Raw genomic sequence first — 14,901 nt, forward strand, 5'->3', positions numbered from 1 at the left:
CGGAAGGACCGCATGATGGCGGAGCAGACCGCAGCCGGCAGCGCGCCGGATACCGGCGCCCCCTCAGCCGGCACCCGTACCGACGTACAGCGCGGCGGACGTGACGACCGCGGTGGCCGTGGCCGCCGTGATGATCGTGGCGACCGCGGTGGACGTGGTGGCCGCGACGGCGGCGAGAAGAGCAACTACCTCGAGCGCGTCGTCACGATCAACCGGGTCTCCAAGGTGGTCAAGGGTGGTCGGCGCTTCAGCTTCACCGCCCTGGTCATCGTCGGTGACGGCAACGGTCTGGTCGGTGTCGGCTACGGCAAGGCCAAAGAGGTGCCCGCCGCGATCGCCAAGGGTGTCGAGGAAGCTCGCAAGAACTTCTTCCGCGTCCCGCTGATCGGTGGCACCGTCACCCATCCCGTGCAGGGCGAAGCCGCGGCCGGTGTCGTGATGCTGCGTCCGGCCAGCCCCGGTACCGGTGTCATCGCCGGTGGCGCGTGCCGTGCCGTGCTGGAATGCGCTGGCGTGCACGATGTTCTGGCCAAGTCGCTGGGCAGTGACAACGCGATCAACGTGGTGCATGCCACCGTTGCCGCGCTCAAGCTGCTGCAGCGTCCTGAAGAGGTGGCCGCTCGTCGCGGGCTGCCGATCGAAGATGTTGCGCCGGCAGGCATGCTGCGTGCGCGTCGGGAGAGCGAAGCGCTGGCTGCCGCAGCAGCGCGTGGTGAAGGAAGCGCATAACCATGGCAGAGCTGAAGATCACCCAGGTGCGCGGCACTATCGGTGCCCGCTGGAAGCAGCGTGAAAGCCTGCGGACCCTGGGTCTGAGGAAGATTCGCCAGACGGTGGTTCGCGAGGACAACCCGCAGACGCGCGGCCTGATCAAGGCTGTGCACCACCTCGTTGAAGTAGAAGAAGTGGTTGAGGCTAAATCATGAGCGTCATCAAGCTGCACGACCTGAAGCCGGCTCCCGGCTCCAAGACCGCGAAGACTCGCGTCGGTCGCGGTGAGGGCTCCAAGGGCAAGACGGCCGGTCGTGGCACCAAGGGCACCAAGGCCCGCAAGAACGTGCCGGTGACCTTCGAGGGCGGGCAGATGCCGATCCACATGCGGCTGCCCAAGCTCAAGGGTTTCCGTAACCGGTTCCGCACCGAGTACGCCGTCGTCAACGTCGGCGACCTGAACAAGGCCTTCCCGGAGGGCGGCACCGTCGGTGTCGACGACCTGGTGGCCAAGGGCCTCGTTCGCAAGAACGTGCTCGTCAAGGTCCTCGGCGACGGCAAGCTGACCGCCAAGGTCGACATCACCGCACACAAGTTCAGTGGCAGTGCCCGTGAGGCCATCACCGCTGCAGGCGGTTCGGTCACCGAGCTCTGACCTAGATCCACGAAGAGGCCCCCGCCGCGCATTGCGTGTCGGGGGCTTTTTTCGTTGTTCAGCTCAGCTGCGGAATGACTTCAGCGGCAAGACGTTCCATCTGCTCGCGATCCTCGGCCAGGCTCGCGCCGACCGGGTGCAACAAGAGCGTCTGCGCGCCGGCGTCGATCACCTCGCGCAGACCGCGCACGACATCCGACACCGTGCCGGATACCGGAACCGCGTCCACGCCGGGCATCGAACCGTAGATCCGGCGCAGACCGGCCAGCACCCGCTCGCGCGCTCTGGCGGCGTCGTCGTCGACGATCAGGTAGACCCGCTTGCCGATCCGGAAAGCGTTCGGATCCTTGTGCTGCTCGGCCAATTCGGTGCGCACAGTCTGCACGGCGGTCGCGAAGTTCGCCGTCGTCGAGGATCCCGCACCCATGAACGCGTCGCCGTGGCGCACCGCGCGGGCGATCGCGCGAGGGGCATTGGCGCCGAACCAGATCGGCGGGTGTGGCCGCTGCACGGGCTTGGGCGCGATCGGCAGATCATCGACGTCCCGGAACCGGCCGTGAAACGTCACCCGCGGCTCGTCGGACCACGCCGCCTTCATCAACTGCAGGCCTTCGGTGAAGCTGCTGATGAATGTGGCCGGGTCGACGCCGAACGCCTCGAACTTTCGCCGGCCACCGCCGGGCGCCACACCGAGTTCCAGGCGCCCATGGCTGAGCCGGTCCACGGCGGTCACCGTCGAGGCCAGCTGCAGCGGGTCGTGCAGGGAGGTGATCAACACGGCGACCCCCAGCCGCAGGGTGGTGGTGCTCGCCGCGGCCCAGGCCAGCAGCTCCATCGGTGCGATCATCGGCGACGGGCCGATGATCTGCTCGATCGTCCAGCCGCCCTCGAAACCGAGGTCCTCGGCACGGGTCAGATAGCTCCGCAGCCCCTCGCCGTCGAAGCCGTCGACGTCGAACTGCGGTATCGAGATCGAGTACTTCACCACTCCACCGTACGAGCGCACAGAAGGGCTGCAGCGCCGGCGTGGGTAACCTCGACTGTATGTTCGCCTTCCTGCCCGCGATTCCGGGCGCTGACGACCTCCGCGACGCGCTGCGGCGCATCGACACCGCCCGGCACCACGGGGTGCCCGATGGCTGCATCCTGGAGCTCGACCTGCAGACGGTGCCGCCGGAGTCCAGCGGCTTCGACCCGCTGACCTTCATCACCGGTGGGGGCCGGACGATGCTGCTGCGCGACGCGGTCGCCGCGATCCATCGCGCGGCAGAGGATCCGCGGGTGGCGGGACTGATTGCCCGCGTTCAGCTTTCGGCCGCGCCGGCCGGACCGGTGCAGGAACTGCGCGCTGCCATCGCCGCCTTCACCGAGACCAAGCCGTCGCTGGCGTGGGCCGAAACCTACCCAGGCACCTTGTCGTACTACCTGGCGTCGGCCTTCTCCGAGGTGTGGATGCAGCCGACGGGCACCGTCGGGCTGATCGGTTTCGCCACCAACGCCCTGTTTCTGCGCGACGCCCTGGACAAGGCCGGTATCGAGGCGCAGTTCGTGACGCGCGGCCAGTACAAGTCGGCAGCCAATCTGTTCACCCAGGACCACTACACCGACGCGCACCGCGAGGCCGATTCCCGGCTGATCGCGAGCCTGCACAGCCAGGTGTGGCAGGCCATCGCCGAGTCGCGGCACATCGACGTCGCGGCGGTCGACGAACTGGCCAACCAGGCGCCGCTGCTGCGTGACGCCGCGGTCGACGGACACCTGGTCGACCGGATCGGCTTCCGCGACGAGGCGTACAGCCGGATCGCGGAACTCACCGGCCGGGAGGGTGTTTCGCCGGAATCCGGTGATGCCGACTCGGGTGACAACGCCCCGCCACGGTTGTATCTGTCCCGCTACGCGCACGCCGGGAAGGGTGGTCCCGCGGTGCCGATGCCGTCGGTGCCGGGCCGCAAGAAGCGGCCCAGGATTGCGGTGGTCACCGTCTCCGGGTCGATCGTCAGTGGCCGCGGCGGCCCGCAGGGCCTGCCGATCGGACGGTCCAGCGCCGGCGGCGACACCATCGGAGCGGCGTTGCGCGAGGTCGCCGCCGACGGCGACGTCGACGCGGTGGTCGTGCGGGTGGACAGTCCCGGCGGCTCGGTGACGGGCTCGGAGACGATGTGGCGGGAGGTGAAGCGCCTGCGCGCCAAGGGCAAGCCGGTGGTGGCCTCGATGGGCGCGGTCGCCGCATCGGGCGGTTACTACGTCGCGATGGCCGCCGACGCCATCGTCGCGAACCCGGGCACCATCACCGGGTCGATTGGTGTGCTGACCGGCAAGCTGGTGGCCCGGGGGCTGAAGGAGCGCCTGGGGGTCGGCTCGGACAGTGTGCGCACCAACGACAACGCCGACGCGTGGTCGGTCAATGCGCCGTTCACCCCGGAACAGCAGGCACTGGTGGAGGCCGAGGCGGATCTGTTCTACACCGACTTCGTGCAGCGGGTGGCCGAGGCCCGGCACATGTCCGTCGAGGCGGTCGAGGCGGTGGCGCAGGGCCGGGTGTGGACCGGTGCCGATGCCCTCGAGCACGGCCTGGTCGACGAACTCGGTGGGCTGCGGACGGCGGTGCGACGGGCCAAGGTGCTCGCCGGGATCGACGCCGACACCAAGGCCGAACTGGTCAGCTATCCCAGCTCGTCGCTGCGGGACTTCCTGCGTCCCAAGCCTTCGTCGCAGCCGGCCGCGGCCTCACTGCCGGAAGCCATCGCGGTGCTGATGGGCCAGTCCATCAGGGGCGTGGTCGATCAGAGCGAGCGTGCGCTGACCGGAACCAGTGCGCTGTGGCTGGGGTTCAACCCAGAGTGGCGCTGACGTAGACGATTTCGCCGAACGGGTCGTTGTCGTCCCGCTCGGGCCGGGCCGGCAGTCCGAGCTGGCGGAACAGCTCCTCGTCGGCCACCCCGGTGACGTCCCAACCCTTCCCGGTCAGGTACTCCATCACGTGGCTGCGGGGGCCGGCGTAGACCAGCGATCCCATGTCGATGTCCAGCCCCTGATCACGGGCCTGGGCTGTCATCGCCGTACCCTTCGACGGGTCGAAATCCATGATCCCGGGCACGAATTCGGTGGCCACCGCGCTGCCGGGTGCACTCAACTCGGTGATCGTGTCGAACAACCGGTCCTGAGCGTCGGACGGCAGATAGACCAGCAGTCCCTCGGCCAGCCACGCGGTGGGCAGGCTCGGATCGAACCCGGCGGCGCGCAGGGCTGCGGGCCAGTCCTCGCGCAGATCGATGCCGACAGTGTGGCGCTGCACCGGGGGCTGCGCACCGAGGTCGTCGAACACGCCGGTCTTGAATGCGATGACGTCGGGCTGATCGATCTCGAACACCACGGTGCCCGACGGCCACGGCAGCCGGTATGCGCGGGCATCCAAACCGGACGCCAGGATCACGACCTGCCGGATGCCGGTGCCGGTCGCCGAGCTGAAGTAGTCGTCGAAGAACTTGGCCCGCACGCCCATTGCGTCGATCATCGACTGCACGCGCTCGGGTGCGAGGTCGCCGAATGCCGAGGTGTCGAGTTCGCCGTCGATCATCTTGATGAAGAAGTCGATGCCGACCGCGCGAACAAGTGGATCGGCGAACGGGTCGTTGACGAGCTGGCGCGGGTCCTTGGTGGCCAGCGCGCGGCCGGCGGCCACGGCTGTCGCGGTGGCGCCGACGCTGGAGGTCAGGTCCCAGCTGTCGTCATCGGTGCGTGTCATCACTGCTCCTGTGCTCGGGTCGCGGTCAGGTAACCGGTGCTGTCGCTGAACTGCACCAGTGTTTCGTCGTCGGGCATGTCAAAGCCGTTGGCGGCGTAGGACTCCCGGGTGCTCACCGTGCTGATGCGCCACCCGCGTTCGGCCAGGTAGTCTCCTGCCGAGTTGCGCTCGCCGTCGTAGAACAGGGCAGGCAGATCGATGTCGGAGCCGATCTGTGCCGAGTACTTCTTGAACCGGTCGCGCCAGCTGTCCGGCAGTGTCATTCCCGCGGCCATGAATTCGGTGGCGAAACGGCTTCCCGGTGCCGACATCGCGGTGACGTTGTCCAGCAACCTGTCCTGCGCCTCGGGGGGTAGATAGATCAACAACCCTTCGGCGATCCACGCCGTCGGCTGGGAGACGTCGAAACCATGCTCCCGCAACGCCGTCGGCCAGTCGTCGCGGAGATCGACGGCGACGGTGCGGCGATCGGCGGTGGGCGAAACTCCCAGATCGGTCATCACGCGGGTCTTGAACTCGATGACCTGAGGCTGGTCCAGCTCGAAGACCACCGAGCCGGCCGGCCAGCTCATCCGGTATGCGCGGGTGTCGAGGCCCGACGCCAGGATGACCGCCTGGGTGATGCCGTCACGGGCAGCGTTGGTGAACACGTCGTCGAAAAACCGGGTGCGCACCGCGATCTGCTCGGTCATCCGGCGGCGGTTGAGCATCGGGTCGTCCTCGATGTTGGCCTCGCCGTTGGCGACCCGGATGAGGGACTCCACGCCGACGGCCTTGACGAGTGCGTCGGCGTACGGGTCGTGGATGAGAGCGTCCGGGCCGCGGGAGGCCAGCGCGCGCGACGCCGCCACCGATGTCGCGGTGGCGCCGACGCTGGACCCCAGGTCCCAGGTGTCGCCGTCGTAGCGGGTGTGTGTCTGGCTCATGGTGTTACTTCCGGATTGCGGTGACGGACACGGAGTTCCGTAGTGATTCGGTCAGGGTGGTCTCGGGGAAGGGCCGTCCGTACGCGGCGAACAGGTCTGCGCGCGCCTGGGAGCCGACCTGCCAGCCCTGCTGTTCGAGATAGCCGATGACGGGGTTGCGTTCCCCGTCGTAGAACAGGTCGGACATGTTGATGTCCAGGCCTCGTTCGCGCCATTGGTCGCTGATCGCTTTGGAACGGTCGGCCAGACCGCGGCCGCCGTCCGGGTGGTATTCGGTGGCGATCCGGCTGCCGGGTGCCGACAGCGCGGTGATGTTGTCGAACAACCGGTCCTGGGCCTCCGGCGGTAGATAGACCAGCAGGCCTTCGGCGCTCCAGGCGGTGGGCAAGGTGGCGTCGAAACCGTTGGCTCGCAGCGCTGCCGGCCAATCGTCGCGCAGGTCGACGCTGACCGTGCGCAGGTCCGCGGTGGGGGAGGCGCCGAGCGCGGCCAGCGTCTCGGTCTTGAAGTCGATGACCTGGGGCTGGTCGATCTCGTAGACGACGGTGCCCGCCGGCCAGTCCAGCCGATACGACCGGGAGTCCAAGCCGGAGGCCAGGATGACCGCCTGCCGCACTCCTGCGGCGGCTGCAGTCAGGAAGAAGTCGTCGAAGAAGCGGGTTCGCACCGCCATCACATCGGTCATCACCCGGGCGGTCTCGGCACCGTCCATGGCTGCCATGTTGATGTCGCCGTCGACCATCTTCGTGAAGACGTCGATCCCGACTGCGCGGACCAGAGGCGCGGCGAACGGATCGTCGATCAGTGCGTTCTCTTCGCGGCTGGCCACCGCGCGGGCGGCGGCCACCATGGTGGCGGTGGTGCCGACGCTGGTGGCCAGGTCCCAGGAGTCGGAGTCGCTGCGGCTCATCGGGCGCCGCCGTAGATGGCGCTGAGGTAGTAGAGCTTGCCCATCGGCTCGTCGTCATCGAAGGTCCCGCGCCGGCCGGCGGCCAGCAGGTCGTTGACCGGGGAGCGGTCGACCTGCCATCCGTGGTCGGCCAGGTAGTCGCTGGCCTCGTTGCGCTCGCCCAGGTAGACCAGCGAGCCGAAGTCGAGGTCGAAGCCGTTGTCGCGCCAGTGCGCGGAGATGGTCTCCATCTTTTCGCGCGACTCTTCCTGTTCGTCGGGATTCGACGGCGGCGCGGTGTCGATGGCCATCCGGCTCTCGGGAGCGGACAGCTCGGTGACGGTGTCCAGCAGACGGTCCTGCGCGTCCGGCGGCAGGTAGCCCAGCAGACCCTCGGCGCTCCATGCGGTGGGCGCCTGTGGGTCGAAGCCGGCCTCGCGCAGCGCGGTGGCCCAGTCGTTGCGCAGATCCATCGCCACCGGCCTGCGGTCACACGTCGGTGCGGCGCCCTGCTCGGCCAGCGTCTGGGTCTTGAATGCGATGACGTCGGGCTGGTCGATCTCGTAGACGACCATGCCGGCCGGCCAGTCCAGGCGGTAGGCGCGCGAGTCGAGGCCGGAGGCGAGGATGACGACCTGGCGGACACCGGCGTCGGCGGCGTCCTGGAAGAACTCGTCGAAGAATTTCGTGCGCACCGCCATGTTGTCGGTCATCCGGGTGACGCCCATGGCGCTCTGGTCGTCCGGGGTGGGCAGGTCGCCGGTGGCCATCTTGGTGAAGAAGTCGATGCCGACGGCGCGCACCAGGGGTTCGGCGAACGGGTCGTCGATCAAGGGGTCGCGCTCCCGGCTCGCTGCGGCGCGGGCGGCGGCGACCAGCGTCGCGGTCGCACCCACGCTGGAGGCCAGGTCCCAAGTGTCGTTGTCCGTACGCGTCATCGTTTGACCCTCACTGCCGCCATTTATACTTAGCTGAGTTAACCACTATCGACTGTACGTTGTTCCCGCTGTGCGATTCCTGAGCGCGCGGCGGCCGGCGGTGGCCTTGATCCGCGGATTCCCGCCCTGCCTGGGCCAACTGTTACTCTCGTAGACTGTTTGAGCGAGCGGTGCCGCAGGCGGAAATCCTGGCGGCGATCGGCGCAAGGCAGGATTACCCGAACGCTGGCCAGGCCAGCCCCAATGGCACGCTGTGACTCACGTCCGGCTGCCCAGGAGGAAGAGTGCTCTCGGCTTTCATCTCTTCGCTCAGGACGGCCGACCTGAGGCGAAAGATCCTGTTCACGTTGGGTGTTGTGATCCTGTACCGGGTCGGCGCCTCGCTGCCGTCCCCCGGGGTCAACTACAAGAATGTCCACCAGTGCATCGAGCAGGTGAGCGGCGGTGCCGGAGGGCAGATCTATTCGCTGATCAACCTGTTCTCCGGCGGCGCGCTGCTGCAGCTGACGGTGTTCGCGGTGGGCGTGATGCCCTACATCACCGCCAGCATCATCGTGCAGCTGCTCACGGTGGTCATCCCGCGTTTCGAACAGCTGCGCAAGGAGGGTCAGGCCGGCCAGGCCAAGATGACCCAGTACACGCGCTACCTGGCGATCGCGCTGGCCATCCTGCAGGCCACCAGCATCGTGGCCCTGGCCGCCAATGGCGGACTACTGCAGGGCTGCACCCTGGACATCCTGCAGAGCCAGAGCATTTTCTCGCTGATCATCATCGTCCTGGTGATGACCGCGGGCGCCGCCCTGGTCATGTGGATGGGCGAACTGGTCACCGAGCGGGGCGTCGGCAACGGCATGTCGCTGCTGATCTTCGCCGGTATCGCCGCCCGCATCCCCGCTGAGGGCAAGAGCATCCTGGACAGCCGCGGCGGCCTGATCTTCGCCGCGGTCTGTGGGGCGGCTCTGCTGATCATCATCGGCGTCGTGTTCGTCGAGCAGGGCCAGCGCCGCATCCCGGTGCAGTACGCCAAGCGCATGGTCGGCCGGCGCATGTACGGCGGCACCTCGACCTATCTGCCGCTGAAGGTCAACCAGGCCGGTGTCATCCCGGTCATCTTCGCGTCGTCGCTGATCTACATCCCGCACCTGATCACTCAGCTGATCCAGAGCGGGCGCACCACCCCGAGCAACGGCTGGTGGGACCGCTTCGTCGCCAACTATCTGACCAACCCGGCCGATCCGGTGTACATCGGCATCTACTTCGGGCTGATCATCTTCTTCACCTACTTCTATGTGTCGATCACGTTCAACCCTGATGAGCGTGCCGACGAGATGAAGAAGTTCGGTGGCTTCATCCCCGGCATCCGACCGGGCAAGCCGACCGCTGACTACCTGCGGTACGTGCTGAACAGGATCACCCTGCCCGGCTCGATCTACCTGGGTGTGATCGCCGTCCTGCCGAACGTCTTCCTGCAGATGGGCAATAGCGGCGGCGTCCAGAACCTGCCGTTCGGCGGTACCGCGGTTCTGATCATGATCGGTGTCGGTTTGGATACGGTCAAACAGATCGAGAGCCAGCTCATGCAGCGCAACTACGAAGGGTTCCTGAAGTGAGAATCGTTCTGTTGGGACCGCCGGGCGCGGGCAAAGGAACTCAGGCGGTCAAGCTGGCGGACAAGCTCGGGGTGCCGCAGATCTCCACCGGCGACCTGTTCCGGCACAACATCAGCACCGGCACCGAGCTGGGGCTGGAGGCCAAGAAATACCTCGACGCCGGCGACCTGGTTCCGGCGACGCTGACCAATGCGCTGGTCGACGACCGGCTCAACGACGCGGATGTGGCCGGCGGCTTCATCCTCGACGGCTTCCCCCGCTCGGTCGAGCAGGCCGAGGCGCTCAAGCAGATGCTGGCCAAGCGCGACTTGCTGCTCGATGCCGTGCTCGAGTTCCGGGTGCCCGAGGACGAGCTGGTCGGGCGGCTCAAGGGCCGTGGTCGCGCCGATGACACCGAGGACGTCATCCGCAATCGGTTCAAGGTGTACCGGGACGAGACCGCGCCGCTGCTCGACTACTACTCCGAAGAGCTCAAGACCGTCGACGCCGTCGGCAGCCTCGATGAGGTGTTCGCCCGGGCGCTGCACGCACTCGGTCGCTGAGTTTCGATGGTTTCACTGCCCGGGCTGCGCAATCGCAAAACCGTTCCCGCCCGCACGCCGGGGGAGCTGGATGCGATGGCCGCTGCCGGCGCCGTGGTGGCGGCAGCGCTGCGCGCGGTCCAGGCGGCCGCCGCTCCCGGGGTCTCGACCAAGGACCTTGACGACGTCGCCGAATCGGTGATCCGGCAGGCCAACGGCATCCCGTCGTTCCTCGGCTATCACGGCTACCCGGCCAGCATCTGCTCGTCGGTCAATGACCGTGTGGTGCATGGCATTCCGATGGCGGACGAGAAGCTCGCCGATGGCGATCTGGTGTCGATCGACTGCGGTGCGATCATCGACGGCTGGCATGGCGACGCCGCTGTCACGTTCGGGATCGGCACCCTGATCGCGATGGACGAGGCGTTGTCGGCGGCGACGAAGCAGTCGATGGAAGCCGGTATCGCGGCGATGATCCCCGGTAACCGGCTCACCGACGTGTCGCACGCCATCGAAACGGGAACCCGCGCCGCCGAACAGACCTACGGCCGCCGGTTCGGCATCGTCGCCGGCTACGGCGGGCACGGCATCGGCCGAGCCATGCACATGGACCCGTTCCTGCCCAACGAGGGCGAACCCGGCCGCGGGCCCACTCTGGTCGCCGGATCGGTGCTCGCGATCGAACCGATGCTGACGCTGGGCACCACCAAGACCCGGATTCTGGCCGACGAGTGGACCGTCGTCACCGCCGACGGATCACGCGCCGCGCACTGGGAGCACACCGTCGCCGTCACCGACAGCGGCCCGCGCATCCTCACTGTCTGATCTGCGCCGAGACCGCCAACATGGCTGGTGATCGGCCCGGATCACGACCCTGAGGTCGATTTCGCGAGTGGACGACAGGCGCCACGCGCACACTGTGAACCAAACACCCGCCGGTTACGTGTATCAGCCGGGAGGTTGACCATGGACGACCCGGAGGCGGCGTTGGTTCGGGTGCTCTACGAGGAGCACGCGGCCGCGCTATGGCGCTATGCGCTGCGGCTGACCGGCGATCCGGCCCGCGCGGAGGACGTGGTTCAGGAGACTCTGCTGCGAGCCTGGCAGCATCCGGAGGTCGCCGGCGACGCCGAGCGTTCCGCCCGGGCGTGGCTGTTCACGGTGGCTCGCAACATGATCATCGACGAACGTCGCAGCGCCCGGTTCCGCCGGGAGACGGACTCGCTGAACACTGAGGGGGCGCCGGAGCCCGCGGGGCCTGACGAAGTCAACAGCGCGCTCGACCGGCTGCTGATCGGCGATGCGCTGGCGCAACTGTCGCCCGATCATCGCGCCGTGGTTCGCCGTTCCTACTATCTTGGCTGGACCACAGCGCAGATCGCGGCCGACCTTCAGATCGCCGAGGGGACGGTGAAGTCGAGGCTGCACTATGCGGTGCGCGCGCTACGGCTGACGTTGCAGGAGATGGGGGTGACCCGGTGACGGATCTGCACGATCCATACGAGACATGGGACGCCGCCTACGTCCTGGGGTCGCTGTCGAGCACCGAGCGCCGCGAGTACGAAGCGCACCTCAGCGGATGCGGGCGCTGCCGTTCGTCGGTCGGTGAACTCAGCGGCATGCCTGCACTGCTGGCCATGCTCACCCCCGACGAGGTGACCGCCATCGATACCGGCGGGATGGAACCGCCGCCGTTGCGCCCACAGCTGCTCGACGGCGTGCTGTTCGAGGTGCGCAGGCGTCGCCGCCGGGGACGCTGGATCACCTGGTCGGTGGCCGCCGCGGCCGCCGCCGTGCTGGCCGTGGGTGTGTTCGTCGCGATCAAGCCCGCCCCGTTCAGCGCGCCCACCCCCGCCCCGCAGGTGTCGGCCGCGACGGTCAGCATGACACCGGTGATGCCGTCGTCGTTCGAGGCGACGATCCAGGTCACTCCGATGGGGTGGGGCACTCACATCCAGATGACCTGCACCTACCACCAGGAGATCGGCGCCGACGCGACTGATGACGCGGACAAGCTGGCGATGTACGCCGTCGGTCGCGACGGCAGCCGGGTCCAGTTGGCGACGTGGATGGCGCGCGAAGGGGAGTCGGCCTCGCCGACCGGCAGCACATCGATGCCGATGGCGAAGATCGCCGCGGTCCAGGTCGTCAAAGCTGAGACCGGCGACGTGCTGCTGCAGCGCAATTTGTCGTCCTGACTGATCCGTCTACCAGTCAAAAGCATTCGCTGCAAGCACTTTTCGACCGATCAATGCGGCTGTTCCGGGCAAGCCTGAATGTTCGGCCGCGCTGGCAGCGCGACGGTAGTGCCCTACGGTGGCGGGTCGATGCGGTATGAATGTGCGGATGGCCGAATCAGTCCCACCCACCAAGCCGGACCCGATCGCCGCCGCGCGACGCAACTGGGAGCGCGCCGGGTGGGGTGATGTCGCCGAGGGCATGGTTGCGGTGACCTCGGTGATGCGGGCCCATCAGATTCTGCTGGCCCGGGTGGAGAATGCGTTGCGGCCCTACGATTTGAGCTTCTCGCGGTTCGAACTGTTGCGGCTGTTGGCTTTCAGCCGCACCGGGGCGTTGCCGATCACCAAGGCCTCGGACCGGCTGCAGGTGCACGTCACCAGCGTCACGCATGCCATCCGCCGGCTGGAGGCCGACGGATTGGTCAGGCGGGTGCCACATCCCACCGACGGGCGCACCACGCTGGTCGAGATCACCGACCTGGGGCGTTCGACGGTGGAAGACGCTACCGCAACGCTCAACGAGGTGGTGTTCGCCGACATCGGGATGGCGGCGCCGGAAGCCCGGGCGCTGGTCGCGTCGATCGAGACGCTGCGCCACCACGCGGGGGATTTCTAACGCAAGGTTTCGATGACCGCGCTGAAGTCCAGGTCGGCGTGCTCTTCGGCGAATTTGGCGTAGATCTCGGCGGCGTGGGTGCCCAGCGGGGCGGTGGCGCCGGTCGACGACACCGCATCCATCGCCAGTCCGAGGTCCTTGTTCATCAGCGCGGTGGCGAACCCCGGCTGGAAGTTGTTGTTGGCAGGTGACGTCGAAACAGGTCCGGGCACAGGGCAGTTCGTGTGGACCGCCCAGCAGTTGCCGGTGGCGCCGGTGATCACGTCGAACAGGGACTGCGCCGACAGGCCCAGCTTCTCGGCCAGCACGAAGGCTTCGCCCACGGCGATCTGCTGCACGGCCAGCACCATGTTGTTGCACAGCTTGGCGGCCTGGCCGGCACCAGAGGATCCGCAATGAATCACCTTGCTGGCCATCGGATCCAGCACGGGGCGGGCCCGATCCAGTGCGTCGGCGTCACCGCCGACCATGAATGCAAGCGTGCCCGCGGTGGCGCCCTTGATGCCACCGGAGACGGGGGCGTCGAGCTGAGCCATCCCGGCGGCAGATGCCTGCGCGTTGACTTCGCGGGCGTCGTCGACGGAGATCGTGGAGGTGTCGATGAACAGCGTGCCCGCCGTGGCGGCCGGAAGTGCTTCGGCGTAGCAGGCTTTCACGATCGCGCCGTTGGGCAGTGAGGTGATGACGACGTCTGCCTCGGCGACCGCGGCAGCGCCGGCGTCGAACACCGTCGCGCCCTGCTGCTCGGCAGCCGCACGTAGTGCCGGCACCGGGTCGAAGCCCCGCACCGTGTAGCCGGCGTTGACCAGGTTGGCCGCCATCGGACCGCCCATGTGGCCCAACCCCAGGAACGCGACCGTCGTCATGTGTGGCTCCTTTGCCTCATGCCGTTGCGCGTGCCCGGGCGGCTTCTGCTCGCCCGATGACCACGCGCATGATTTCGTTGGTGCCCTCCAGGATTCGGTGCACCCGCAGATCGCGAACGATCTTCTCGATCCCGTACTCGCGCAGGTAGCCGTAGCCGCCGTGCAGCTGCAACGCCTGGTCGGCCACCTCGAAGCAGGCGTCGGTGACATACCGTTTGGCCATTGCGCACAGCGCGACCTTGTCCGGTTCGTCGTTGTCCAGGGCGACAGCCGCCCGCCACAGCATCAGCCGCGAGGTTTCCAGCGCGGTCGCCATGTCGGCCAGCGTGAACCGAATGGTGGGCTCGTCGAGCAGCGCCCCGCCGAAGGCCTGGCGATCGGCCAGATAGCTTGCCGCTTTCTCATAGGCGGTCTGGGCGCCGCCCAGTGAGCACGCCGCGATATTGAGACGGCCACCGTTGAGGCCGTTCATCGCGATGCCGAAGCCGGTTCCTTCGCCCTCGGGTCCGCCGAGCATCGCCGATGCCGGTACCCGCACACCGTCGAGGATCACCTGCGCGGTGGGCTGCACGTTCCAGCCCATCTTCTCTTCCTGGGCGCCGAAACTGAGTCCCGGGGTGTCCTTTTCGACGATGAACGCCGAAATGCCACGCGGGCCGTCGGCCCCGGTGCGGGCCATCACGACGTACATGTCGGAGGTGCCGGCCCCGGAGATGAACTGCTTGACTCCGTCGAGCACGTAGGCGTCACCGTCGCGAACCGCCTTGGTGCGCAAGGCCGAGGCGTCGGAGCCCGCACCGGGCTCGGTGAGGCAGTAGCTGGCGATGGCTTCCATCGATGCCAGCCGCGGGATCCAGGACTTGCGCTGCTCGTCGGTGCCGTAGGTGTCGACCATCCACGCGCACATATTGTGGATCGACAGGAACGCGGCCAGCGCGGGGTCGGCGGTGGAGAGCTGCTCGAAGATCCGTACCGCGTCCAGCCGCCGCAGTCCGCTGCCGCCGACGTCTTCGGCGCAGTAGATGGCTGCCATCCCCAACTCGGCAGCCTCACGCAGGACGTCCACCGGGAACTCCTTGGAGTGATCCCAGTCCAGGGCATGCGGCGCAAGACGTTTGATCGCGAACGCGGCCGCCGTTTCGGCGATCACGCGATCGTCATCGTCGAGGGCGAAGAAGCTCATC

At 67.6% G+C, this 14,901-nt stretch carries 17 protein-coding genes; 10 read left to right on the forward strand and 7 right to left on the reverse strand.

The window, feature by feature from the left end; genetic code table 11:
• Window positions 1-15 precede the first annotated feature (15 nt).
• Genes rpsE through rplO form a run of 3 tightly spaced genes read left to right on the forward strand, consistent with a single transcriptional unit; the run spans window position 16 to window position 1,366 of the window.
• Complete coding sequence (rpsE, locus tag CRM90_RS11845; RefSeq protein ID WP_172507332.1) at window positions 16-729, forward strand: 30S ribosomal protein S5; 714 nt, start codon at window positions 16-18, stop codon at window positions 727-729.
• A 2-nt stretch (window positions 730-731) separates the two neighbouring features.
• The gene (gene rpmD, locus CRM90_RS11850; protein WP_102807140.1) at window positions 732-926 is read left to right on the forward strand and encodes a 50S ribosomal protein L30; all 195 of its coding nucleotides are present in this window, start codon (window positions 732-734) and stop codon (window positions 924-926) included.
• Complete coding sequence (rplO, locus tag CRM90_RS11855) at window positions 923-1,366, forward strand: 50S ribosomal protein L15 (protein WP_102807141.1); 444 nt, start codon at window positions 923-925, stop codon at window positions 1,364-1,366. Before rpmD ends, rplO begins: the two co-directional genes overlap by 4 nt.
• Before the next feature lie 58 nt (window positions 1,367-1,424).
• Here the strand turns inward: rplO and CRM90_RS11860 are convergent, their stop codons facing one another.
• Window positions 1,425-2,351 (reverse strand): LLM class flavin-dependent oxidoreductase, encoded by a 927-nt coding sequence (locus CRM90_RS11860; protein WP_102807200.1) that lies wholly within the window; start codon window positions 2,349-2,351, stop codon window positions 1,425-1,427.
• Between the two features lie 59 nt (window positions 2,352-2,410).
• Between CRM90_RS11860 and sppA the strand changes: the two genes are divergently transcribed.
• A complete protein-coding gene (gene sppA, locus CRM90_RS11865; protein ID WP_102807142.1) occupies window positions 2,411-4,216 on the forward strand; it encodes a signal peptide peptidase SppA in 1,806 nt (601 codons plus the stop codon).
• Here sppA and CRM90_RS11870 read toward each other — a convergent pair.
• The 4 genes from CRM90_RS11870 to CRM90_RS11885 are packed head-to-tail and all read right to left on the reverse strand — an operon-like array spanning window position 4,197 to window position 7,864.
• Entirely contained in the window at window positions 4,197-5,111 is a 915-nt protein-coding gene (locus tag CRM90_RS11870; RefSeq protein ID WP_102807143.1) for a class I SAM-dependent methyltransferase, read from the reverse strand. The genes sppA and CRM90_RS11870 overlap by 20 nt on opposite strands.
• Window positions 5,111-6,037: a class I SAM-dependent methyltransferase gene (locus tag CRM90_RS11875; protein ID WP_102807144.1), complete on the reverse strand. Its 927-nt coding sequence runs from the start codon at window positions 6,035-6,037 to the stop codon at window positions 5,111-5,113. Before CRM90_RS11875 ends, CRM90_RS11870 begins: the two co-directional genes overlap by 1 nt.
• Window positions 6,038-6,041: 4 nt before the next feature.
• Entirely contained in the window at window positions 6,042-6,947 is a 906-nt protein-coding gene (locus CRM90_RS11880; protein WP_102807145.1) for a class I SAM-dependent methyltransferase, read from the reverse strand.
• On the reverse strand, window positions 6,944-7,864 hold the full coding sequence (locus tag CRM90_RS11885; protein WP_102807146.1) for a class I SAM-dependent methyltransferase: 921 nt from the start codon (window positions 7,862-7,864) through the stop codon (window positions 6,944-6,946). Before CRM90_RS11885 ends, CRM90_RS11880 begins: the two co-directional genes overlap by 4 nt.
• Before the next feature lie 284 nt (window positions 7,865-8,148).
• On the opposite strand from CRM90_RS11885, the gene secY reads away from it, so the two are divergent.
• From secY to CRM90_RS11915, 6 genes are all read left to right on the forward strand, one after another.
• Window positions 8,149-9,474, forward strand: coding sequence for a preprotein translocase subunit SecY (gene secY, locus CRM90_RS11890; RefSeq protein WP_102807147.1), 1,326 nt, complete (start codon window positions 8,149-8,151; stop codon window positions 9,472-9,474).
• Window positions 9,471-10,016: an adenylate kinase gene (locus tag CRM90_RS11895; RefSeq protein ID WP_102807148.1), complete on the forward strand. Its 546-nt coding sequence runs from the start codon at window positions 9,471-9,473 to the stop codon at window positions 10,014-10,016. Before secY ends, CRM90_RS11895 begins: the two co-directional genes overlap by 4 nt.
• 6 nt (window positions 10,017-10,022) lie before the next feature.
• Complete coding sequence (map, locus tag CRM90_RS11900) at window positions 10,023-10,820, forward strand: type I methionyl aminopeptidase (RefSeq protein ID WP_102807149.1); 798 nt, start codon at window positions 10,023-10,025, stop codon at window positions 10,818-10,820.
• Between the two features lie 141 nt (window positions 10,821-10,961).
• Window positions 10,962-11,477, forward strand: a complete 516-nt coding sequence (locus CRM90_RS11905; protein ID WP_083120617.1) for a sigma-70 family RNA polymerase sigma factor — start codon at window positions 10,962-10,964, stop codon at window positions 11,475-11,477.
• Window positions 11,474-12,193, forward strand: a complete 720-nt coding sequence (locus CRM90_RS11910; RefSeq protein ID WP_102807150.1) for an anti-sigma factor family protein — start codon at window positions 11,474-11,476, stop codon at window positions 12,191-12,193. The genes CRM90_RS11905 and CRM90_RS11910 overlap by 4 nt, the downstream gene beginning before the upstream one ends.
• A 148-nt stretch (window positions 12,194-12,341) precedes the next feature.
• Window positions 12,342-12,851, forward strand: coding sequence for a MarR family transcriptional regulator (locus CRM90_RS11915; RefSeq protein WP_102807201.1), 510 nt, complete (start codon window positions 12,342-12,344; stop codon window positions 12,849-12,851).
• Here the strand turns inward: CRM90_RS11915 and mmsB are convergent.
• Together mmsB and CRM90_RS11925 are read right to left on the reverse strand one after the other, a co-directional pair.
• Window positions 12,848-13,717, reverse strand: a complete 870-nt coding sequence (gene mmsB, locus CRM90_RS11920; RefSeq protein WP_102807151.1) for a 3-hydroxyisobutyrate dehydrogenase — start codon at window positions 13,715-13,717, stop codon at window positions 12,848-12,850. The genes CRM90_RS11915 and mmsB overlap by 4 nt on opposite strands.
• Before the next feature lie 16 nt (window positions 13,718-13,733).
• The gene (locus CRM90_RS11925) at window positions 13,734-14,900 is read right to left on the reverse strand and encodes an acyl-CoA dehydrogenase family protein (RefSeq protein WP_102807152.1); all 1,167 of its coding nucleotides are present in this window, start codon (window positions 14,898-14,900) and stop codon (window positions 13,734-13,736) included.
• Between the last annotated feature and the right edge of the window lies 1 nt (window position 14,901).

Origin of the sequence: Mycobacterium sp. ENV421, assembly GCF_002887815.1 — a bacterium.
GTDB lineage: Bacteria > Actinomycetota > Actinomycetes > Mycobacteriales > Mycobacteriaceae > Mycobacterium.